This window comes from Enterococcus sp. FSL R5-0957 (assembly GCF_038008005.1).
In the GTDB taxonomy this organism is placed as follows: Bacteria; Bacillota; Bacilli; order Lactobacillales; family Enterococcaceae; genus Enterococcus_B; species Enterococcus_B faecium.
Map to the genome: position 1 here is coordinate 2227460 of NZ_JBBOYG010000001.1, position 23407 is coordinate 2250866.

General features: G+C 39.7%; 22 protein-coding genes and 1 other RNA gene. 10 read left to right on the top strand and 13 right to left on the bottom strand.

The annotated features are described in order from the left end of the window. Both MKX69_RS10890 and MKX69_RS10895 read right to left on the bottom strand, forming a co-directional pair. On the bottom strand, nucleotides 1-1122 hold the full coding sequence (locus MKX69_RS10890) for an exonuclease SbcCD subunit D (protein WP_341010158.1): 1122 nt from the start codon (nucleotides 1120-1122) through the stop codon (nucleotides 1-3). A gap of 191 nt (nucleotides 1123-1313) precedes the next feature. After that, on the bottom strand, nucleotides 1314-1937 hold the full coding sequence (locus tag MKX69_RS10895) for a lysophospholipid acyltransferase family protein (RefSeq protein ID WP_002288956.1): 624 nt from the start codon (nucleotides 1935-1937) through the stop codon (nucleotides 1314-1316). Between the two features lie 128 nt (nucleotides 1938-2065). Here MKX69_RS10895 and MKX69_RS10900 point away from each other — a divergent pair, with 128 nt between their 5' ends. Together MKX69_RS10900 and MKX69_RS10905 are read left to right on the top strand one after the other, a co-directional pair. After that, on the top strand, nucleotides 2066-2800 hold the full coding sequence (locus tag MKX69_RS10900; RefSeq protein WP_002299374.1) for a tRNA1(Val) (adenine(37)-N6)-methyltransferase: 735 nt from the start codon (nucleotides 2066-2068) through the stop codon (nucleotides 2798-2800). Beyond that, a complete protein-coding gene (locus MKX69_RS10905; protein WP_341010160.1) occupies nucleotides 2790-3074 on the top strand; it encodes a GIY-YIG nuclease family protein in 285 nt (94 codons plus the stop codon). The genes MKX69_RS10900 and MKX69_RS10905 overlap by 11 nt, the downstream gene beginning before the upstream one ends. A 74-nt stretch (nucleotides 3075-3148) precedes the next feature. On the opposite strand, the gene MKX69_RS10910 is transcribed toward MKX69_RS10905, so the two are convergent. The 4 genes from MKX69_RS10910 to hisS form a co-directional block, all read right to left on the bottom strand. Then, a complete protein-coding gene (locus MKX69_RS10910) occupies nucleotides 3149-5032 on the bottom strand; it encodes an acyltransferase family protein (RefSeq protein ID WP_341010162.1) in 1884 nt (627 codons plus the stop codon). A gap of 265 nt (nucleotides 5033-5297) precedes the next feature. Further along, nucleotides 5298-6173: a YitT family protein gene (locus MKX69_RS10915; protein ID WP_002293644.1), complete on the bottom strand. Its 876-nt coding sequence runs from the start codon at nucleotides 6171-6173 to the stop codon at nucleotides 5298-5300. Nucleotides 6174-6281: 108 nt separating this feature from the next. Beyond that, nucleotides 6282-8051 carry an aspartate--tRNA ligase gene (gene aspS, locus MKX69_RS10920; RefSeq protein ID WP_341010164.1) on the bottom strand — a complete coding sequence of 590 codons (1770 nt, stop codon included), beginning with the start codon at nucleotides 8049-8051 and terminating at the stop codon, nucleotides 6282-6284. 14 nt (nucleotides 8052-8065) lie between these two features. Then, nucleotides 8066-9358, bottom strand: coding sequence for a histidine--tRNA ligase (hisS, locus tag MKX69_RS10925; RefSeq protein ID WP_341010166.1), 1293 nt, complete (start codon nucleotides 9356-9358; stop codon nucleotides 8066-8068). 393 nt (nucleotides 9359-9751) lie between these two features. On the opposite strand from hisS, the gene MKX69_RS10930 reads away from it, so the two are divergent. Continuing rightward, nucleotides 9752-10699: an aldo/keto reductase gene (locus MKX69_RS10930; RefSeq protein WP_341010168.1), complete on the top strand. Its 948-nt coding sequence runs from the start codon at nucleotides 9752-9754 to the stop codon at nucleotides 10697-10699. An 88-nt stretch (nucleotides 10700-10787) separates the two neighbouring features. Here the strand turns inward: MKX69_RS10930 and MKX69_RS10935 are convergent, their stop codons facing one another. The 7 genes from MKX69_RS10935 to MKX69_RS10965 form a co-directional block, all read right to left on the bottom strand. Next, nucleotides 10788-12047, bottom strand: a complete 1260-nt coding sequence (locus tag MKX69_RS10935) for a cytochrome P450 (protein WP_129154412.1) — start codon at nucleotides 12045-12047, stop codon at nucleotides 10788-10790. 170 nt (nucleotides 12048-12217) lie between these two features. Further along, nucleotides 12218-12664, bottom strand: coding sequence for a D-aminoacyl-tRNA deacylase (dtd, locus tag MKX69_RS10940; protein WP_002289097.1), 447 nt, complete (start codon nucleotides 12662-12664; stop codon nucleotides 12218-12220). A gap of 10 nt (nucleotides 12665-12674) precedes the next feature. Further along, nucleotides 12675-14888: a RelA/SpoT family protein gene (locus MKX69_RS10945; protein ID WP_341010173.1), complete on the bottom strand. Its 2214-nt coding sequence runs from the start codon at nucleotides 14886-14888 to the stop codon at nucleotides 12675-12677. A gap of 232 nt (nucleotides 14889-15120) precedes the next feature. Continuing rightward, nucleotides 15121-15885, bottom strand: a complete 765-nt coding sequence (locus MKX69_RS10950; RefSeq protein WP_002289095.1) for a 16S rRNA (uracil(1498)-N(3))-methyltransferase — start codon at nucleotides 15883-15885, stop codon at nucleotides 15121-15123. After that, nucleotides 15886-16833 (bottom strand): 50S ribosomal protein L11 methyltransferase, encoded by a 948-nt coding sequence (gene prmA / locus MKX69_RS10955; RefSeq protein ID WP_002301283.1) that lies wholly within the window; start codon nucleotides 16831-16833, stop codon nucleotides 15886-15888. A gap of 12 nt (nucleotides 16834-16845) precedes the next feature. Then, on the bottom strand, nucleotides 16846-17334 hold the full coding sequence (locus MKX69_RS10960) for a DUF3013 family protein (protein ID WP_002289091.1): 489 nt from the start codon (nucleotides 17332-17334) through the stop codon (nucleotides 16846-16848). Then, nucleotides 17300-17971 carry a DNA-3-methyladenine glycosylase gene (locus tag MKX69_RS10965; RefSeq protein ID WP_341010176.1) on the bottom strand — a complete coding sequence of 224 codons (672 nt, stop codon included), beginning with the start codon at nucleotides 17969-17971 and terminating at the stop codon, nucleotides 17300-17302. Before MKX69_RS10965 ends, MKX69_RS10960 begins: the two co-directional genes overlap by 35 nt. 137 nt (nucleotides 17972-18108) lie before the next feature. Between MKX69_RS10965 and MKX69_RS10970 the strand changes: the two genes are divergently transcribed. From MKX69_RS10970 to abc-f, 7 genes are all read left to right on the top strand, one after another. Further along, nucleotides 18109-19395 (top strand): replication-associated recombination protein A, encoded by a 1287-nt coding sequence (locus MKX69_RS10970; RefSeq protein ID WP_341010178.1) that lies wholly within the window; start codon nucleotides 18109-18111, stop codon nucleotides 19393-19395. A gap of 71 nt (nucleotides 19396-19466) precedes the next feature. Next, nucleotides 19467-19661: non-coding RNA, 6S RNA (gene ssrS / locus MKX69_RS10975), on the top strand. 77 nt (nucleotides 19662-19738) lie between these two features. Then, on the top strand, nucleotides 19739-20023 hold the full coding sequence (locus tag MKX69_RS10980) for a hypothetical protein (protein WP_002327297.1): 285 nt from the start codon (nucleotides 19739-19741) through the stop codon (nucleotides 20021-20023). Nucleotides 20024-20095: 72 nt separating this feature from the next. Next, entirely contained in the window at nucleotides 20096-20575 is a 480-nt protein-coding gene (locus tag MKX69_RS10985; protein ID WP_341010180.1) for a universal stress protein, read from the top strand. A gap of 223 nt (nucleotides 20576-20798) precedes the next feature. Then, nucleotides 20799-20942, top strand: a complete 144-nt coding sequence (locus MKX69_RS10990) for a portal protein (protein WP_341010182.1) — start codon at nucleotides 20799-20801, stop codon at nucleotides 20940-20942. 342 nt (nucleotides 20943-21284) lie between these two features. Then, nucleotides 21285-21413 (top strand): hypothetical protein, encoded by a 129-nt coding sequence (locus MKX69_RS10995; RefSeq protein ID WP_341010183.1) that lies wholly within the window; start codon nucleotides 21285-21287, stop codon nucleotides 21411-21413. A 104-nt stretch (nucleotides 21414-21517) separates the two neighbouring features. Beyond that, nucleotides 21518-23101, top strand: a complete 1584-nt coding sequence (abc-f, locus tag MKX69_RS11000; protein ID WP_341010185.1) for a ribosomal protection-like ABC-F family protein — start codon at nucleotides 21518-21520, stop codon at nucleotides 23099-23101. The last annotated feature ends 306 nt before the right edge of the window (nucleotides 23102-23407 follow it).

A 23407-nucleotide genomic window follows, 5' to 3' on the forward strand; every position in this document is an offset into this window, starting at 1 on the left:
TCATTCCATTTCCATGATTTCTTGCAACGTTTCTCCGAGCCATTTTTCTTGGTTTGCAGTTAGCTGCTCTTCCGTCATTTCACTAAAAAATGCTTCTGCTAATTTTTGAGGATCTTTCATTTCTAGTACTTTTCGTTTGCGCTTTGTTTGTTCTGCTCGACCGTTTGCCCGTTCAATCCCCAAAATACGAGGATATATTTGCCGAAGCTGGTTCATCATATTCGGGATGATCGTTCTATCAGTGAGATAGATATAGATGTAATTCTCCCGATTGACGGACTGATAAAAGGCAGGATCCAGCAATTCTTTGAAACTCGCTGTTATTTCTTCAATATCATGCAGGGGTTCGACCTCCCTAAAATTCAACTCCAGGCCTGTTGTCAGGTCAACGATCCATACGCCTTTTTTTTGGTTGATCTCAGATAAAGAGAATTTCAATGGGGAACCGCTATAGCGAGCATTATCCTGTCTCAAAGCAGCTTGATTATGCAAATGTCCTAGTGCTACATAATCAAACGGTGTAAGTAGTTCACCAGGGATCGAATCCAACCCGCCTACTTCGATTTTCGTTTCCGAATCAGATTTTACACTTCCCATTACAAAAAAATGGCTAATCAATACTTGTTTTTTCTCTGAATCAAAAAGCTCCTGCATTTTATCTATCACCTTGGCTACCGCTTGCTTGATCGTTCGGATATTGTCATCTTCAAAATATAATCTCGCTGCAATTGGTTCAAAGTAAGGAAGAAAGAAAAATTGTATGTTTTTAAACTCGACTGGTTCAAATGCTTCTGCTAGCTGTGTTCGCAAAAAATAGTTCGAATAACTGAACCATGGCGTACCCGCTGAAAGTCTCGTACTGCTATCGTGATTTCCTGATATAGCAAAAATCGGGATCTTTTCCTTTAAATTCCAATCGACCATCAATTCATTGTATAATTCTACGGCATCAACAGCTGGGACACTCCTATCATATAAGTCTCCGGCAATCACGATTGCCTCTACTTTTTCTTCTTTCGCGATATCTAGTATAGAAGATAGTACATGACGCTGGTCTTCAATCAAGTCATAACCTTGTAGTTTTTTTCCGATATGCCAATCGGCTGTATGTAAAAAACGCATTCAATCACCTCAAAAAATATCCTTCTAATTATTATAACACTTTGATCCATTACATGACACCTGTCTTCTATTTTACATATTGGAACGCAAAAAGAGGGCAGACTTGACGTCTCTCCCTCGTTTTCATTGAAAAAGTCTGAACTGAACAGGACAGTAGATTCAAAAGACCGCCCACGCATAAACTTATCATTTTATTTTTTTTTGACTTCATATTTGAAATCAGGGTTCACTTCTTTGTCCAATTTGTCAAAAGCTGCTTGTGTTCGTCGTTCGATCTCCGCCATACCTTCTTTATCCGTTTTCTTGATATCTGATAAGTCGATTGGTTCGCCGAAACGCACTGTCACTCTCTGACGCTTGAACAGATCCCCAAGTGTCAACGGACCTTGATATACAGCTGGCACGATTTTCGCTTTAGACATTCTGGAAATCAATGCCATTCCGCCTTTAAGTTCTGTAGCATGTCTTGTCCCACTGGGAAACATGATCAAACTCAAATTTGTCGATTTCAAAATCTTTACAGGTGTTTTAATGACGCTTGGTCCTGGATTTTCTCTTTTAACTGGAAAAGCATTGGATCGAGTTAATATAAATCGCAGAACTGGATTTTTGAACAGTTCTTCTTTTGCCATAAAGCTGAATTCCTTGGGTGCTGCAGCTACCGCCAGATATAATGGGTCCCACCAAGTACGATGGGGAGCAACTAGTATGTAATTCTCATCTTGCGGTAAAACTTCTTTATTCTCATAGCGGGCATTTCCATTAACTAAGGCTAATAGTACTCGAACTACCCCGCGCATAAATCGATAAAACATAGTCTCTTCCTTTCCCTTCTTATGGTCATAGTATGCATAAAAAATAGAGGTTTGACAAGCCACCTTGGTTCTTTTTAATAAAAATAGTATAATACAGACGACTATTTTTTTCATTTTGGAGGGAATCCATGCTTCACGAAGACGAACGAATCGACCAATTATACGCAGAAGATATCAAGATTATCCAAAGTTCCAAAGTGTTTTCTTTTTCTTTAGATGCTGTGCTGCTTGCTCACTTTTCCCGTGTACCTAAAAAAGGGAAGATCGTTGACCTTTGTGCAGGAAATGGCGCAGTTGGACTTTTTTTAAGTAAACGAACCCAGGCGGCTATCGACGCTATCGAACTTCAACCTCGTCTAGCAGACATGGCAAGACGTAGTATCGCGCTTAACCATTTAAATGAACAAATGACCGTCCACACCATCGATCTGAAAGACAGCTTATCTGTCGTTCGGCATAATTCTTGTGACTTAGTCGTCTGTAATCCACCTTATTTCAAAGGGCTGCCAACAAATAAAACGAACCCTAATAAACACCTGGCAATCGCCCGTCATGAGATCCATACGACGTTAGAAGAAGTGATCGATATTTCAAGTAAGCTACTAAAAACAAATGGACGCTTTACTATGGTCCATCGTCCTGATCGGTTCTTAGAAATCATTCAGGTCATGCAAGACTATCGAATTGCACCTAAAAGGATCCAATTTGTTTACCCAAAACCTGGAAAAGAGGCAAATATTTTGTTAGTTGAAGGAATCAAAGAAGGCAAATTAGACGGATTCAAAGTCGCTCCACCATTGATCACTTACAATATGGATGGAGAATACACTGTAGAGATTCGTGAGATGCTCTATGGCAAATGAACATTATTTTTACGTGTTATTCTGTAAAGATCAGACATTTTATGGTGGATATACAACCGATCTTTCTAGACGATTAGAGGAACATAACAATGGTACTGGTGCTAAATATACTCGTCTTCAAAAAAGAAGACCTGTTAAGATGATCCATGCAGAAGTATTTTCTTCAAGAAGCGAAGCAACAGAAGCAGAAGCTGCATTCAAAAAACTCACCCGAAAACAAAAAGAACGTTATTTACAGACACACTCAACCGTTTTGCTTCCTGAATCTATATGAATGTTAAAAACACGATAAATATAAAAAAACTTCAGGCAAAAACAAATGTTTTTGCCTGAAGTTTTTTGTAGCTATCATTCTGTCACGTTTGTCTCACTGCTGTTCGTACTTGAACTTCCTCCTAGCAAGGCTTCGCTGACTAAGTGAATGTAATGTGTCATCCCTTCAGGATTTGGATGGACTTGATCATCATAAAACCAGTCACTATGGTCATTACTGTAGCTGTACCAATCAATCAGCGTCATATTGTCGTATTTTTTCGTCATCTGTTCAAGCATCGCATTCACGTCATTTTGCCAGCGCTTCGTCGGTACTCGGACATTGACCCAGTATACTTTTCGATCACCGATTGCATCCATCACACTATCAAACTGAGCTTCCGAGAATGAGCCATTCGTTCCTAGTCCAATCAGAACAGTGTCTTTCAACAAATCTTGCTCCTTTAATTTTTCAATGTACGGTACACTGGCATATAATTGTCGTCCGACATCTCCATCTACCACTACTTTTGGATAAAGTTCTTGTAGATCCGTTGCAGCATCCAACATAACTGAATCACCAAATGCCGTTAGTTCTAATTTTTGTGCCTTATTCCCTTGTGCCTTGGACAACTCGTACTTATCAAGGATCGCTTGGTCAACCGAACTAGTGGTGTTTTCTGAATTGTTTCTGGTTTCTTCTGCTAGTTTTTTACTTTCAGCGATTTTTGCCTGCAGTTGTTTTTGATCGGCTGTTACAGCGTTTTTCGGTGCCGTAACGAAACCAACGAGTGCAATTGCTACAAGTAATGTGCCTGGAACAACCCATGGTTTGCTCTTACTGATGATCGGTTTGCTGAACCATCCTTTCATCACTTGGAATGTACGACCATAATCAAAACGTGCTAGCGGACGCTCCACATATCGATAAGAAAGTTCACTGATGATTAGAATCAATGTGATTTCCACTAAAGTATGCAACAAAACATGATTGGCAATATCAGTCACCTTTGCTTCATAAAAAATCATAACTGGAAACTGATACAGATAAATGCCATAGCTTCGTTTGCCAATCCAAGTAAATACTGGATTTGTCAGCCATCGATTCAAACTTGCTCCAGGGTGTGCTGTCACTGCAACTAGCACTACGCATAACAGACTCACTAGGAGCATTCCTCCGTAATAGATGAAATTGTAATGATCATCTAAAAAGAAGAAGCAAAGAATCAGTGCCAAAAGTGAGATTCCTCCAGCGATATTCAGAATATTTTTCGCTTGTTTCGGGATGTTTTTCTTTAAACGCGTACTTGGCCATACAAACGCAAGCGCACTTCCCAACCATATAGAAAATAGACGAGTGTCGGTACCGTAATAAACACGGGTTGGATCGCCTCCTGGTGTATACAAGATCATCATCAAGATGGCGGAGAGGAAGGATGTACCTAACACAGTATAAAAGATCCATTTTCTTTTACGAACAAATACCATCAACAATACAAACAAGATCGGCCAAATCAAATAGTTTTGACCTTCTACTGCTAAAGACCAGATATGCGTAAACGGTGACTCATTAGCAAATCGATCGAAATAAGATAAACCGTTATTGATTTGCCACCAGTTGTTGACATACAGTAAGCTGCTGACCACAACTCCTCGAAGATTGTTTAACAGCCCTCGCTGAAACAAAGTGATATAAGCCGAAGCTGTCACAAGCATAAAAACAAGTGCCGGATAGAGTCTATTCATTCTTCTGACATAAAATTGCCAAATATTGATTTTTCCATTTTGTTCCCATTCCTGCCGCAGCAGATCCGTGATCAAATAACCAGATACGACGAAAAAAATCGGAACGCCCAAATAGCCGCCTTTCATACTAGTTGGCAGAAGGTGATAGAAGATAACACCCACCACAGCTAATGAACGGAGCCCATCAAACCCAGTGATGTAGCGGCTGTTTTTTAACCTTTTTTGTTTTTCCATTCAATATTCCAACTTTTCATAAACTTTTTTCATTCGTAATATACGGGTATTAAGTGAAAATAGCAAGTAGAATCGTGTCCTTTCTCTACTATTTTTTTCTATCATCCCATAAATTTAAAAAAATAAACATGCTTTTTTTCAACTTTAAGAAAATTTCAAATAAAAAAGCAGTTTTTCTTTGCTGATTCTACTATGGTAGAAAAAAACTGCAGACAAACGAACGTCTGTCTACAGCAGTATTTCATGAATTTTTGTCAAACTCGATTTAAATGCCATCCTCATAGAAACGACCAAGTATCTGGACGTTTTCTGCAATACTTACAAAAGCTTGTGGATCAGAAGCTTTCATTGCTTCTCTAAGTAGAGGCAGTTCGTATCGTGTAACGATCGTCATCAATACTGTCTGCTTATCATGCTTATAAGCACCTTCTGCTTCATTGATGATCGTGATCCCTCTACGCATACAGTTTTGGATTTCATTTACTACTTTTTCTGGATGTTTCGTTACGATCATTACCTGCATCTTCTTTTGTTTAGTATAAACGACATCAGTTACTTTTCCACTGACGAAAATAGACAACGTACTGTAAAACATATATTGCCAGCCAAATAGAATTCCGGCAACAAAAACGATCAATGCATTGAAGTAGATCGAAATAGAACCAATCGACTTTCCTGTTTTTTTACGAATCGTGATACTCACGATATCTAGACCGCCCGATGATAGGCCGTTTCTCAACGCTAGCCCAATACCTAGTCCCATCACAGCCCCCCCAAACAACGCACAGATGATTGGATCGGTAGATAGGACTGTTTCCGGTAAAATATGGATACAAAGGGAGGTCAAAGTGACTGTGATAAAAGTGAAAATTGTAAACTTCTTCCCGATTTTTAACCACGCCAATACAAACAAAGGTATATTTAGTAAATACAAAGTTGTTGATACCGGTACTTCGAATCCTATCAGTGATTTTGACAAAGTCGTCAAAATCTGAGCTAGACCAGTAATACCACTTGAATAAATATGTCCTGGCTGATAAAAGAAATTCAATGCGACTGATGCGATCAACGCATAAACGATAGATACCGAAAGCTTGGTCGTATAATCATGATAAGCCCAATTTTCGAATGTTTTTTTCATGGAAAAGCCCCGCTTTATATGTTATGGCTTCATTATAAAGTGTTTTTCAATTAAATCAAGGTTGTCAAAAGAAGCGTATTCGACAAATCCTTTTTGCCTTTTTATCGGCTATTCTTCTATATTCGTTACATCAATATTCAATTCGAACAATTGTAAAGGCGAAACCATACTTGGTGCATCACTCATCACATCTGCTGCTTTTCCGTTTTTAGGAAAGGCAATGACTTCACGAATATTATCTTCTCCGGCTAATAACATTGCAAAACGGTCCAATCCTAATGCAATACCGCCATGTGGAGGGAATCCGTAATCTAAAGCTGTTAACAAGAAACCAAATTGTTCTTCCATTTGTTCTTTTGTAAAGCCTAGAGTTTCTAGTACTTTTTCTTGAAGCTCACGAGTATGAATACGGATAGAACCTCCGCCTAGTTCATAACCGTTCAAGACGATATCATAAGCTTCTGCATAGACTTTTGCAGGGTCTTCAGCCAATAACGGGATATCTTCTTCTTTTGGCATCGTGAATGGATGGTGAGCAGAGACATATCGACCTTCTTCTTCTGAAAATTCAAATTGTGGCCAATCAGTTACCCATAAGAAATTGAATTTCGATTCATCAATTAGTCCTAATTCTTTTCCTAAACGTGTCCGGATAGCACCTAATGCAGCAGCGACGATTTCACTTTTATCTGCGCCAAACATCAGCAAGTCACCTGGTTTTGCATATGTTGCTTTAATGATTGCTTCTGTTGCTTCTCCCATGAATTTAGCAATTGGACCTTTCAATCCGTCTTCTTCTACTTTCAGCCATGCAAGTCCCTTAGCTCCGAATTGTCCTACATATTGACCTAACTGATCCATGTCTTTTCGTGAGTAGCGATCTGCAGCGCCTTTAGCATTCAATGCTTTCACGACACCGCCGTTTTCAAGAGCCATTTGGAAGACTTTGAATTCTACTTCTTTGACTGTATCGCTTAGATCGATCAATTCCATGTCAAAACGTGTATCCGGTTTGTCGCTGCCGTAGCGAGCCATTGCTTCATCATAGGTCATACGAGGAAATGGCAATGTGACTTCGATACCGCGAACTTCTTTCATTACCTTCGCAATCAATCCCTCTGTGTAAGTTTGGATTTCTTCTGCTGTTAAGAACGTTGTTTCAATATCTACTTGCGTAAATTCAGGCTGACGGTCTCCACGTAAATCTTCATCGCGGAAACAACGAACGATTTGATAATAACGGTCGAATCCAGCATTCATCAGCAATTGTTTAAACAATTGAGGAGATTGCGGCAACGCATAGAAATGTCCAGCATGGACACGTGAAGGAACTAGGTAGTCTCTTGCGCCTTCTGGTGTAGATTTCCCTAGGTAAGGTGTTTCGATATCGAGAAAGTCATTATCATCTAAATAATGACGAATCGCTTTTGTTGTCGCATTTCTTAATTTGATGTTTTTAGTCATTTTTGGACGACGCAGATCCAAATAACGATATTTCAAACGTATTTCGTCACTGATTGCTTGATCATCTTCAATTTGAAATGGCGGGGTTTTTGCTTGATTCAAAATCACGATTTCACTTGCAATCACTTCGAATTCACCAGTGGCCATTTTAGGATTTACTGCATTTTCTCCGCGTCTTCTAACTTCCCCAGTCACTTCGATCACGTATTCACTGCGACATTTATCCGCGATTTCCCATGCTTCTTTGTTGATTTCAGGATTAAAGACGATTTGAACGATTCCTTCACGATCACGTAGGTCGATAAAGATTACTCCCCCAAGGTCTCGTCTTTTTTGTACCCATCCTTTTAATGTAACTGTTTGTTCTAATTGTTGTTCGGAAACTAATCCGCAATAGATCGTTCTTTGTGCCATTTATTTTTTTCCTCCTACTCGAATAAAGTCATTTCATCATAGACTTCATCAAAATGTTCATATATCTCTTCTAATGGAAAACTTTTTTCTTTTCGGCTTGCCATTGCTTTGACATTAATCGTTTGACTAGCAAGCTCATCTTCACCGATCACCAATACTAATTTGGCATTCGCTTTATCTGCTGTCTTAAATTGCGCTTTTGCTTTACGGTTCATGAAATCGCGGTCAGCTGAAAAACCAAAGTTTCGAATCGCTTGGACCACTTTCAATGCTTCGATATTTGTTTCATCTCCGAGTGCGACCACGTAAGCATCCAACTCATTAAATGCAGGGATAACTACTTCCTCTGCCTCCATAGTCAAGAGTAATCGCTCGATACCCATTGCAAATCCGAAGCCAGGTGTTGAAGGACCACCTAGTTCTTCCACTAGATTGTCATAACGTCCGCCTGCGCAAATCGTTGCTTGTGCCCCCATTTTTGGTGCGTCACTCATGATTTCAAAAATCGTATGTGTGTAATAATCTAGTCCGCGAACCATATTACTGTCGATTTCATAAGGAACAGCCAATGCATCCAGCATGGAAACAACGGTATCAAAATGTTTTTGAGCAGGCTCACTTAGATAATCTAAGATAGATGGAGCTTCTGCCACAAATTTTTGATCTCGTTTGTCTTTACTGTCCAATACGCGTAATGGATTTTCATGAAGGCGGCGTTTAGAGTCTTCACTCAGCTCTGATTCAAAAGATAAAAGATAGTCGATCAACGCTTGACGATAGGCTTGACGCGTTTCTTTATCACCTAATGAATTGATGACTAGCCGGATTTGCGTGATCCCCAACTGTTTGAAGAAATCAAGTGCCATCACCATGCTCTCCACATCAGTTGCAGGGTTTTCTGATCCAAATGCTTCTACTCCGATTTGATGGAATTGACGTAACCGTCCTTTTTGAGGGCGTTCGTAGCGAAACATTGGTCCCATATAAAAAGTTTTGAACGGTTTCGCATACTCTGGGCCGAACAATTTATGCTCAACAAAAGAACGAACGATTGGCGCTGTACCTTCTGGTCGAAGCGTCACATGGCGTTCCCCTTTGTCATAAAAATCATACATCTCTTTTGAAACGATATCCGTTGTATCCCCTACACTTCGGGATATCACTTCATAGTGTTCAAAAATCGGTGTACGCATTTCATTATACTGATAATCTCTGAATAATAAACGTGCTGTTTCTTCGACAAACTGCCATTTTTCTGATTCGCCTGGCAAAATATCATTTGTTCCTTTTGGTCTTTGGAAACTCATACTTTTCTCTCCCTTTCTTAGCTATGTAAATAAAAAAATCACCCTTGTTCATCATGAACAAGGGTGAATGAAATTCATACACGGTACCACCTAATTTTGAAAGATTTCTCTTTCCTCTTACGAATAACGCTCGTACGCGGGACGGCTTTTCACTCGTCCATCTCCAGAGTGTCTTTAGGCTAATGAAACTTTAGATCATTTTCAGCCTCGATGATCCTCTCTTGTAAAGTTTCAAAAACTTACTCGCTCTTTCATTGACATTCGATATTACTTATAACCTACTAAAAACCAGTCTCAAAGTCAAGAGATATCTGACTATTTCCCCTCACAAAAACGTTTTAGTTCAGCTTTTTGGTATTTTGTTTTAGACTAGACAAAAAGGAGGAATCAGCTATGGCAGAAATAAGAATCGGACATTCACAAGTCTACGCAGAACAGCTTGGATTAGGAGCAAATGCCGTTGGAGGACATAATCTTTTTGACGGTTTGGAAGATGAGACAGGAAAACAAGTAGTTCGTACAGCTTTGAATAGCGGGATCAATTTGATCGATACCGCTTATGCTTACGGAAACGGCCGTTCCGAAGAACTGATTGGCGAGGTACTGAAGGAAAAAGAATATGATCGCTCATGTGTCGTCATCGCTACAAAAGCTGCTCATGTACCAAATAAAGGGCGAACATTTGATAATTCTCCTGAGTTTCTCAAACAATCGGTGGAAGATGCACTAAAACGTCTGCAAACTGATTACATCGACATTTTTTATATCCACTTTCCGGATGAAAGCACACCAAAAAATGAATCAGTTGCTACATTGCATGAATTAAAAGAAGCAGGAAAAATCCGAGCAGTCGGTGTGTCAAACTTCACGTTAGAACAATTGAAAGAAGCGAATGCAGATGGATATGTCGATGTAGTAGAAGATAAATACAGTTTGATCCATCGGCAGGCTGAAAAAGAATTATTCCCTTATCTTGAAAAAAACAAAATCAGTTTTGTTCCCTATTTTCCTCTTGCTTCCGGTTTGCTGACAGGAAAATATGAACTTGGTGAGGAAAAACAATTTGGTGAAGGAGATCCTCGAAAAAGAAATCCAGATTTCCAAGGAGAACGTTTCAAAGAAATTTTAACCGCTGTCGATGTACTTCGCCCCATTGCTAAAAGATACCAAGCCACTCCTGCGCAACTTGTTTTAGCTTGGTACATGAAGAATCCACGAGTGTCTGTAGTTATACCTGGAGCTAAGCGTCCAGAGCAAGTATCTGACAATGTCCAAGCTTTAGATTTGCATTTATCCAATGAAGATTATCAAACCATTGATGAAGCATTTCGTGGATTTTGATCAATTGACTTTATCAATTTATAGTAATATGAAAAAAGGAAGATCAGCACTGTTTGATCTTCCTTTTTTTCGATAAGTTTATGCTAATCTAATTCTTGTAAAGTAGCGCTCGGCTATTCGGATAAGTCGGAAACTGATTGAATGGAATCGTCCAATCTTGTTCAGGTACAGAGAACTCAAACTTATTTACTAGCTGATCGGAAAACACACGTAGACTATGAAGAGTGATCCATTCTCCTGCACAGCGATGCATTTGTCGAAAATCTCCCCCGCCTTGTGCAATCATCTCATATTCTTCTTTATAGGAAATATCTTTTGCTTTCCCTACATACCGTTTAATCATAAAGGAATCTGGCGCTTCAACTGTTCGTTCATCATGGTCTGTTCCATATAAATCTAAAATAACCCAACTGCCTTCTGGTATACGATAACCATCTACTTCTACTTCTTTCAGCGAAATCGCAGGTAGCATTGGGAAGAAAGGATAATAGCGTCTCATTTCTTGAATAAACGGATCTTGTAACGTCGAAAAGTCATTTTTTAATTGCTGATACAAATCTGGTCTACTGAAAAGTGCATGTCCCATCAATGCCGCCCACACAGTTAGAGCAACCGTTGGACGGATGATGTTCAATAATTCAACAGCTGCCACTTCCAGAGGTAAAAGCTGACCATCTAAATCTGTGGCATTGGCAAAAGCATATAATGCCACATTTTCTTTTCCAGCCACAGGATTTTGTCGAGCTTCTTCAATCAAGCCTTGCGCCCATTTTTCTGATTTTTTGCGATTTTCGACACCTTTTATGTGATCAATCGGAGAAGTAAACGTTCCGCTGATCATAGAGATTTGATATTCTGCTAATTTTTCGACCTCATCTTTAGAAATCGCTGATAAATTGATACCTGCCCACTCGCAAATAGATGTAAAGAAAACCAGATTACTTAAATCAAATAGTTCAAATTGACCATGCTGTGCTTCAAGTGCTTGTGTCAGATTCTTATCTAAGATACGATGATAATCTTCCATTCTTTCCGGTGTCATTAGATCCATAAAAATATTTTTCCGATGGTGATGAGCAGCTCCATCCAAAGTCTGTACTCCACCTTGACCAAAAAGTGTCTTCAATACTAATTTTGGCATAGCACCTTTTCGTTTGAAATTCCTTGGATCATAAAATACTTTTGCTGCTGATGATCCGTAGATCGTGATAGCTTCTTTATTGAAAATCTTTGCTTTGACGACGGGAGCGTCCGCTTCATGGCGTAACTCCTCCAACATGTTGTATCCTTTTTGATACAATTTTTTTAAATCTGTGATTTTGATATCTACTACTGGTACTTCTTTCATCTTCAGCAACCTCCTATAAAAAATAACTTGTATAATTTAAGCTTAACTTTTTTTCCGACTGCTGACAAAAGAAGCGCTTTTTGCAGACAAAAAAGCCACTTAAGTTAGAGTTTATCAGTCTAACTTAAGCGACGTGTTTCATAGTTTTTACTAGTGAAAACCAGATTACGTTATTTGTTTTTAGAATCAATAATGATCGTTACAGGTCCATCATTGACGAGAGAAACCGACATATCTGCTCCGAATTGTCCGGTAGCGACTGTGATGCCGCGACTTCTGATTCCTTCATTGAATGATTCGTATAAAGGAATAGCTGTTTCTGGTCGTGCGGCTTCCACAAAGCTTGGTCGATTTCCTTTTTTCGTATCCGCAAACAGTGTGAATTGAGAGATACTTAAAATTTGTCCTCCCACATCTTCTACACTAATATTCATTTTTCCTTGTTCATCTTCAAAAATACGCATTTGTGCAATTTTTTTTACCAGATAGTCCACGTCTTTTTGCGTATCGGTTTCATGAATGCCTAATAAAACAAGTAGGCCGTAGCCAATTTTTCCAATTTCTTGCTGATCGACTGACACAGCAGCTTTACTTACCCGTTGAACAACTGCTCTCATATCTGTCCTCCTATCCATTCGTCCGGCGTACACTGTAGACATCAGGTACTGCTTTGATTTTATCCACGATACTCTTTAGGTGGGATAAATTCTGGATACCAACCGTCAAATGGATCGTCGCCATTTTATCTTTATTCGTCCGTGCTTCAACGCTGTTGAGATTTTTCGTTAGCGCATTGACTGTTTGAAGTACATCATTCAATAAGCCTGAACGATTATAGCCGTAAATTTCCAAATCTGCATCATACTCTTTTCGTGTATTCGATGTATCTTCCCATTCGACTTCAATCAAACGTTCTGCTACATTTGGTTTGTCAGGCTGAATATTCGGACAATCTCGACGATGAATGGATATCCCTCTGCCTTTAGTGATATAACCAACGATATCATCACCAGGAATCGGATTACAGCAGCGACTAATACGAATTAGTAAGTTTTCTACCCCTTGAATGACAACGCCACCTTCATGACGTACTTTCATTTTGTCAGGTTCTTTTTTCGGCTGATTCATGATTTCTTCTGCTTCTTGCTTTTGCTGCTCGATTTTTTGTTCTTTACGTTCTTTTTCAGTCAGACGATTGGCCATCGTCAAGGGGCTAACTTCTCCATACCCTACAGCTGCATAGAGATCATCTTCTGTTTGATAATTAAAACGATCGAGTGCTTCTTGCAGTTTGTTCTTCGTCAAAATATCTTTAGGCGTAAATCCTAGATCTGTAATACATTTGACCACGGATTCGTGGCCTTTGATCACATTTTCTTCTCGATCTTGGGCTTTGAAGAAACGTTTGATCTTATTTCTTGCTTTGCTAGTAGCAACTAATTTCAACCAGTCGCGACTTGGGCCAAATGAATTTGGAGAAGTCATGATCTCAATGATATCGCCGTTTTTCAATTTGTAATCAAGCTGCACCATTTTGCCATTTACTTTTGCACCAGTGGTTTTGTTACCGATATCTGTATGGATACTGTATGCAAAGTCCAATGGTCCAGATCCTTTTGGTAACTCAGTAACGTCTCCCTTTGGTGTGAAGACGTAGACTTTATCACTAAAGATATCTCCTTTTACGCCTTCCATAAATTCAGAAGCATCATAGCTTTCGTCTTGAAGTTCGAGTATCTCATGGAACCAGCTTAATTGTTTCGTCATACCATCTGGTTCTACTTTTTCATTTTTTCCTTCTTTATAGGCCCAGTGTGCAGCAACCCCGAATTCAGCGATTTCATGCATTTCCTGTGTTCGGATTTGAATTTCTACCGGATTTCCTGCCGGACCGATCACGGTAGTATGCAAAGATTGGTACATATTAGCTTTTGGCATGGCAATATAATCCTTAAATCTGCCGGGCATTGGTTTCCATTTTGTGTGGATTGCTCCTAATACAGCATAACAATCCTTGATTGAATCTACGATCACTCGAATAGCTAGCAAGTCATAAATTTCGTTGAACTGCTTTTTCTGATCTTTCATTTTACGATAGATTGAATAAATGTGTTTTGGCCGTCCATAGATTTCTGCAAAAATCCCCAGCTCTTCTGTTGCTATTCGAATATCTTCAACAGTACCACTTACGTATTTTTCACGTTCTTCTCTCTTCGTCTGCATCAAGTGGACGATACGGTAATACTGTTTTGGATTTAGATAACGAAGTGCTGTATCTTCTAATTCCCATTTGATCCGGCTGATCCCTAGACGATGTGCAAGAGGCGCATAGATTTCTAAAGTTTCCTGAGCGATCCTTCTTTGCTTATCTTCTCGCAGGTGCTTCAACGTACGCATGTTATGTAGTCTATCAGCTAATTTGACCATGATAACTCGTAAATCTTGAGCCATTGCTAGCAGCATCTTTCGGTGGTTTTCTGCTAGCTGCTCTTCGTGGGATTTATATTTTATTTTCCCTAATTTGGTTACACCGTCCACTAACATAGCAACGTCATCGCCAAATTCTTCTCTCAGATCTTCTAAAGTGATTTCTGTATCTTCAACAACATCATGTAAGAAGCCTGTAGCCACTGTATGGGGATCCATTTTTAAATCTGCTAATATACCTGCGACTTGGATAGGATGAATAATGTAGGGTTCGCCTGATTTTCTAAACTGTCCGTCATGTGCAGCAGTCGCGTATTCGCATGCTTTCTCAACAAATGCTACATGTTCGGGACCCATGTATTGACTAACGAGCTTTATGACACCGGGTCCCGTTAAAATTTCTTCTTTTGTCACAGGAATCGATCCCCCTTTCTTTTTTCGGTAAAACGGGAATCGGGACAAATATCTGTTTGATAATTGTCCCAAAATCCGTGCAGTTATACGTTTTTTCACGGAAATGTTCGCTTTTTAAAAGCTTTTTCAAACGATTTTTCGTATCCATTGTATAAATAATTGTTTCTATTATACAAATTGTTGACTATTTTTTCAATTCTTTCCGTCGATACTCTTTTATTAATGAAGAACGTTAGCTGAAAGAAGGATTCATTAATTCCCATTGATAGCTAGCAGCACTTAATAAATAAAGAGGTGCTGTTTCTGTACGAAGGATTCTTGGTCCTAATCCACAAAGTATCCCTTTGTGTTCTACAAAATAATCGACTTCATCGCGGGATAATCCACCTTCTGGTCCAAAGACAGCTAAGATTCGACTATCTGGTTTTGTTTCACTAAGAATTTTGGCTGCATTTGATTTTTCGCCTTGCTTTGCTGATTCCTCATAAGCAACCAAGACCACGTCATAATCATCTAGCCGCTCAAATAAATCTTGTTTCGTTTCCAATAACTCTACTGATGGCACGATCTGCCGATGGGATTGTTCCGCTGCCTCTTGAGCAATCTTTTCAAGCCGTTGTTGTCGTTTCATACGTTTTTTTGCATCCCATTTAACGACAGAGGCTGATGCCGGGAAACCAAGAAAAGCTTGCGCTCCTAATTCAGTGGATTTCTGAACGATCCAATCCAGCTTTTCCCCTTTAGGATAGCCACTCGCTATGGTAATCGAACTTGGCAGTTCCTTTTGATTTTCTTCTTTTTTAATTTCTTTCAGATAAACAGCCTCTTCAGTAATCTCCGTGATTTCTGCAACAATGGCTATTTGATCATTGAATGCCAAAAAAACTTCATCCTCGGGTTCCATCCTCATAACCCGTACAATGTGGTGATAGTTTTCCCCTTCTAAAACAAAATAGTCTTTTGATTCATATGATTCTTTTAAAAAATACCGCTGCATCTATTCCACCTCTGGTTTTTTCAAAATAATTGCATACCAGTCTTTTTGCTGGAAAATTTGATCCACGATAAACCCTTGTTCTAACATGGCATCCAGAACTATTTGCTTCTTCTCTTCAATGATTCCTGAAACGATCAACGTGCCTGTTTGCTTCAGTAAACGCCAAGCATCTGGGATCATCAATAAGATGATATCTGCTAAAATGTTCGCAACGATTACATCACTTTCAATCTCGATTCCTGTCAAAAGATCGTTAGCTGATACATGGACATCTTTGGCTATTTCATTCATATCCATATTTTCTTTCGCCGAACGAACGGCTACTTCGTCTAAATCAAAGGCATAGACATCTTTTGCACCAAGATATTTTGCTGCAATACTTAGCACGCCCGACCCAGTTCCCACATCTAGCAATGTTTCACCACCACGCAAGACTGTTTCTAGTGCTGTCAATGTCAAGGAAGTCGTGGGATGAGTGCCTGTGCCAAATGCCATACCAGGATCTAGTGTGATAATTTTTTCTAGAGGATCTTCTGTCTGGTAGTTTTCCCAGCTTGGCGCAACCGTCAGCATTCGCGTAATACGCACCGGATGATAGTATTTCTTCCAGGCTGTTGCCCAGTTGCTTTCCTCTACTTCACTAACTGTTACTTTATTTTTTCCAATAGCTAGACCAAACTCAGGTAATTGTGTGATACGATCTTTGATAAAAGGCAAGATTTCCGGTAAGAAAGTCGTTTCCGGAAAATAAGCCATGACTAGTGCGCCTTCTTTCAGCGATGTAAAATCATTTTTATCTAAAATCTCACCATATTGATCCGACTGAAAATGTTCAACATCTAAAGAATCTTCAATCGCGACACCACTCGCCCCTGCCTCCATCAAAATATTAGCAACTGCTTCGACTGCTTCACTTTCAGTTTCTACTTTTACTTCATTCCACTTCATATCTGTCACTCCTTAATAACTTGGGTACGGTAAATAAGTATCTGCTTCATTTTGCTGTTTTACTTCTACTAATTCTGCTAGTTGCTGATTATCCCAGTGAAGCTCGAATACAGCTTCGTCATCGTCTTCATCCAAAAAATCAAGCAAATCGCTTTGCCCTTGAGCTAATACTTCATTTAGATATTCCACTAAAGAATCAGCTACTGATTTTGCCAACCCTTTTTTTCCTTCATAAGGGATTACTGCTAGATAATTGCGTTCATCAAAAACAGATTTCTGAGGATTAAAAAGAAGTACGCCGTCTTCAAATTCGATAATTGGTTCTTGCGAAACGATCCCTTCTGCATCATCAATCTCAAATTGTGCTTTATTTTCTGCAAACAAGCGAACAACGATCTCGATCGTATGATTTTTTGTATCCCAATCTAAAGCTACATCATAGTCTGTCACTTGTTTTTCAATTATTTCATCTAAGTATGTTAATAGATCCTTTTTTTTCATTTTCTTTCCTCCAACCCCAATCTTTCTCGATTTGGTTTTTTCTTTGTAAAGAGATATAAGGATTTCCCGACACAACAAAACGCAACGGCTTTTCTGTCCATACACCTTTGTTTGGGATACCGATTCTAGGCAAAGCATTGATCTTTTTTGGTGTCTTTTTTTTCTCAAAAACTAAGCGTAACGAACTATCTGCTATAGACTGACCGTAAAGTTCTTGAGGAATTGCTAATGCTTTCACTAATTTTCCCGGACCGTTGCTGATATCTGGACCAGTTTTTCCGCCACGATTTTTACTCATTTGATCAATCATTGCGGCGGGTTCGATTGCACGTATCATTACTCCTTGAGGAATCCCTTCTGGCTGAGTAATGATGTTCAAAATCCGATGAGTATGCATCGTGTAAAGGTAGATCGTACCTGGTTTTTCATACATTGCCCGCACACGCGGTGTTCTTCTTAAACCATAGCTATGGGCGGCCTCGTCTTCTGGACCTAGGTATGCTTCCGCGTCTACAATATATCCAGCTAATCTTCCTTCTGGTGTGTCATGCTCCAAATACATCCCCAATAAATCCCGTGCCACTTCTGGCGTCGTTTTATTCCAAAAAAATTCATCTATCTTTTGTTTATCCGTCATTTTTCTCACCTACTTTATCATACACAATATTAGTTGGATAAGCTATGAAAACAAAACAACAGAAGGCTGTTCTTTCTAGGCATCTTGCTAAATATGATATAATTAAGGGACGTAAAAACAAGAAGGAGGAAAATCCTATGCAACAGCCATTGGCTTATCGCATGAGACCTCGAACGATCGATGAAGTCGTTGGTCAGCAGCATCTAGTCGGGGAAGGAAAAATCATACGCCGCATGGTCGATGCTCGCATGCTCTCTTCCATGATTCTATATGGACCTCCTGGTACTGGAAAAACGAGTATCGCAAGTGCGATCGCCGGCTCTACTAATTATGCATTTCGCATGCTAAACGCCGCTACAGATTCAAAAAAGGATCTACAAGTTGTAGCGGAAGAAGCAAAAATGAGTGGTACAGTGATCCTCTTATTGGATGAAGTACACCGATTAGATAAAACAAAACAGGATTTTCTGCTTCCTCATTTAGAAAGTGGCCGAATCATCTTGATCGGAGCGACTACTGAGAATCCTTATATTACCATCAATCCAGCGATCCGCAGCCGTACACAGATTTTTGAAGTCAAACCATTAACAGAGCAAGACATCCAGTTGGCAGTCGAACATGCTTTAAAGGATAAAGAACGCGGCCTTGGACAACAAGCAATCCAGTTAGACGAAGATGCTCTTCTTCACCTTTCGCGTGCAACGAACGGCGATTTGCGGAGTGCATTGAATGGGCTGGAACTGGCTACACTATCGACTCCTTCAGATAAAGAAGGAAGGATTCATCTTACACTGTCGATCATTGAAGAATGTGTCCAAAGAAAAGCCCTTACCCATGACAAAAATGGAGATGCTCATTATGACGTTATTTCGGCTTTTCAAAAATCGATTCGTGGAAGTGATGTGGATGCTGCACTTCATTATCTCGCCCGTTTAGTTGAGGCAGGTGATCTGGCAAGTATTTGCCGGCGTCTGATGGTTATCGGTTATGAAGATATAGGTTTAGGTAATCCTGCTGCTGCGGCTCGTACAGTGAACGCTGTATTAGCTGCTGAAAAATTGGGATTGCCTGAGGCACGTATCCCACTAGCAGACGTCGTCGTCGATCTTTGCTTGTCGCCAAAATCTAATTCTGCCTATATGGCATTGGATGCAGCGCTTGCTGATATTCGAGATGGCAAAGCCGGAGATGTTCCTGATCATTTGAGAGATAGCCATTACAAAGGTGCGAAATCACTCAACCGTGGCGTGGGTTATCAGTATCCTCATCATTTTGATCAGGCTTGGGTCAATCAGCAATATTTACCAGATAAACTGAAGAATGCTCAGTATTATCAGCCAAAAGATACAGGGAAATATGAACAGGCTCTGGGTCAACAGTATTACCGTATAAAAGAGTGGAAAAAGCATCCTCCAAAAAACTAGACAAGAAAACGGTTCTGTTCCTGCGAGCTCTCTCATTGCTCTTTTTAAATTCATATGCTACTATAGAGGTGGGAAATCTGTGATGTTCGAATTGTCCTCTTTGTGTGTTGACCGAACATTTTTATTGATATCTTGGGACCCGTCTTGTGTCACTGCTGGTAACATGCCTTATCATTTGGTAGTTCGAAGCTACGACCATGGGACCCACCTGCTTGAATTCGCGGGATCAATACTACAGGACAAACAACGACATTAACGGAGATTACCATCTTTTAAAGAATAAAGCAATTTGCTCTTGGCAAATTGCTTTTTCTATTTGTTGCTTATTTTGGAGGATTTGTTCATGATTAGGATTTTAATGATTATCGCCACTTTAGTATTATTATTCGTTAGCTATTATTTATTTAATAAACAGGATATCTTTTTTGTATTGATCAACAAAAATGATAAAAATCAAGGATTCCTACAATTTTACGGAGCTGCATATGCTGTTTTAGGCATAATGGGTATTTTAACAGCCTTTTTCAATCAACGCTTTATTGCCTTGGTCTTTTTACTGATCGTAATTATTGTTTCTGCCACCTTCAGTATCCGATTTGCAAAAAAAATTGCTGAACCAAAGCAGTAAATAATTTTCTTTTTCCCTAAAGTGTTCTACAATAAAAGAGTACAATACGATTGACTTGAGGAGTGAATGCTTATGTTACAACAATACAAAAAAATCATGGTTGCCGTAGATGGTTCTGATGAAGCTGAATTAGCTTTTAAAAAGGCGGTCAATGTAGCTATCCGAAATAACGGAGAACTTCTATTAGCACATGTCATTGACACACGTTCTTTCCAAACCGTTTCATCCTTTGATGGAATGCTTGCAGAACAAGCTACTGAAATGGCAAAGCAAACATTGGCAGATTATGAAAGCAATGCGAAGAAAGCTGGCTTGAATAATGTAACCTCTGTCGTAGAATATGGCTCACCAAAACAAATTATTGCCAGAGAAATCCCAGAAGATAATCAAGTAGATTTGATTATGTTAGGAGCCACAGGATTGAATGCTGTAGAACGTTTATTTATTGGTTCTGTTTCTGAATATGTTATTAGAAACGCAGCTTGCGATGTGCTTGTTGTCCGAACTGATTTAGAAAACCAATTGCCAACTAAAGACCACACCAAAGCTTAACACGTAGACGACCTGCCAACTATCGGCAGGTTTTTTTGCACAAAAAACCGTGATAAAAACAAAAGACGCGGCAAGCACTCATCGGTCTTTATAATGTTTAAAATAAAGGGAAAACAGTCAATGAGTTCAAGTAAAATAAAAAAAGTGAACACCGGCGGGCGATTAGTCGCCCTGGTGTGGTTTAAAACGACCTAAGCATGCCAAAGCTTATTGGTTCGTCAATGTGGAAGTTTCCGATGAATCTGATACGAAAAAATATGAAGTATCGATGGCGGATACCGATTTGATCGCCAAACTAAAATTTTATTTCGGGTTCGGGTACCGCGAGAAGGCAAGTGCTACATTCGGTAAATCATTCAAGAATTGATGAAAGGCTACCGCTTGCCATTGTAACCACAACGATACTCCTGAACGCGATTCTTGGTGATTTCCAAAGAAGAGCTGTTTAATGCAACGGTATTAAGCAAACGGCAAAAGGAAGTCATGTAGACAAAATTTTTTATCAAACACCATATGATTTCGCCTGAACGCTGGTTTAGCTCAGAATACAATGATGTGGTCCACGAGACATTACCATCAGTCAGATAAAAAAAAGCTCTCTGACAGAATTACACATCGATAAATATTAAGTAAATGTCAGCGCTAGTTGAACTTTCTGACACTTTCAGGTACACTGAAAAAGACAACTACACGAAGGAGGGAAAATACTATGATGCGCATGCCTAAAATAACAAGTAATGAAAATTACCAACGATACCATATCGCATTTAGCCATGCAATTGGTTTTACAGTTGCTGTTGACGGGACAAGTTTGTCCAAAACAGTTGAATTCACGTAAAATCAATGGCCATCTCAAGGTATTTTTCTCATAAGAATCTGAGTTTAAATAACACAGGCCATGGATAACCATGGCCTTTTTGAGTGGTCTCAAGGAGAGGGATCATGATCATACAAGCAATTTCTATTAAAAAAACAATCGGCGGGAATCCATTATTTGAGGATTTATCCTGTCAAATTGAAGCTGGTGAAAAAATTGCCTTAGTCGGTATCAACGGAACTGGCAAATCAACCTTTTTACAAATCTTGACCGGCAGAGAAGGTGTCGACAGCGGTATTATCAGTCGCAAAAAAGGCTTAAAGATCGGGACGGTCGAACAAGAACTTACAGTTTCCGAAGCAACCGTCAATCACTACTTGCTCCATTCTGCCGCTGAGATACAGGACCTCAAACAGCAAATGAGTCGCTACGAAGCATTGATGACAGAACCAGATACAAACTTAGAGAAGTGTCTGACCCGTTACGGTGAGCTGCAGCATCGCTTTGAAGAACTAGGCGGTTACGTATTAGAAGACCGGATTGCAGTGATCTTGCAAGGCTTAGGGATTCCACACCGTCAGGAAGCACGGTTAACAGAACTTAGCGGAGGCGAACGAGTTAAAGTCGCTTTAGCCAAAATTTTAGCAGCCGATGCCGATTTACTTTTACTCGATGAACCGACCAATCATTTAGATCTTAACAGTATTCGCTGGTTGGAAAACTATTTACAGAATACAAAAAAATCGGTTCTGGTCGTTTCTCATGATCGGCAATTTCTCGATCAAGTCACCACAAAAACATGGGAACTGGAAGAAGGTGCATTGATTGAGTATCCCGGAAACTACAGCCGTTTTCGAGTCTTGAAAGAAGCTCGCTTGGCTGAGCTGACAAAAAATTACGAACTGCAGCAAAAAGAAGTCCAGCGGTTGAAAGTCATGATTCGTCGTTTTCGTCAGTGGGCACATGAAGGAGACAATGAGTCCTTCTTCAAAAAAGCCAAAGAACTGGAACGCCGCCTGGCGAAACTGACACTCGTCAAACCGCCACCTCCCCCGAAAAATCGGCTGCAAAGCTTGTCTAATGGTGGAAAATCTGGCAAAGAAGTTTTCATCATTCAAAACTTGCACCAGCAGTACGCTGATCAAGTACTATTCAAAGACAGCAGTTTTGCAGTCTATCGTGGAGATCATTTAGCCATCATCGGCGACAATGGTGCAGGAAAATCAACCTTACTCAAATTATTACTCGGTGAGGAAAAGCCTTACGGTGGCACCATCAAATTAGGTAGTAGCTTGCAAATCGGTTATTTGCCGCAGCAGCTGCAGTTTGCCGATCCCGATAGCCGTTTGCTGGCTTACGCCATCACATTGACTGGAAACGAAGAAGTCGCTCGACGGCAATTAGCCAAAAGTGGCTTTTATCAAAGCGATGTGGGTAAACGGATCAAAGATTTATCCGGTGGTGAAAAAATCCGTTTGGCGTTGCTGAAACTCTTTTTAGAAAAAATCAACGTCCTGATTTTGGATGAACCAACCAATCACCTCGACAGCTATGCTCGAGAAGAAATTGAAGAAATGCTGCAAGACTATCAAGGAACGCTCCTAGCAGTCAGCCATGATCGCTACTTTTTGCAGCAACACTTCCAAGAAGCACTCGTTATTGAGCAGGAGCAGATCAGCCGCCAGCCGCTCGGCCAACTGATTGACTAGGACGCTTTTTCGCAACAAAAAACTTGATTTTCATACCTTGTGCTTTCACGATTCAGTCAAAGCACAGGTGGAAAATCAAGTTTTTATTATTCGATCAATAAATGTTTCGGGTCGGTTTTCTAGCTAAACATAAAGCAAAGAATAAAGTCGACAGCCCACGAGGCTGATCTAAAAATGTTTTTTCTTTTTACATATGTAATGTCCCTTATAAAGATGAATGAAAATAAAATATTGGGATTTTCCTGAAAATCAATAAATAAAATGCCAGTCTTTTCCCTTTTGACCACTTTTCCAAGCGAAATTCCC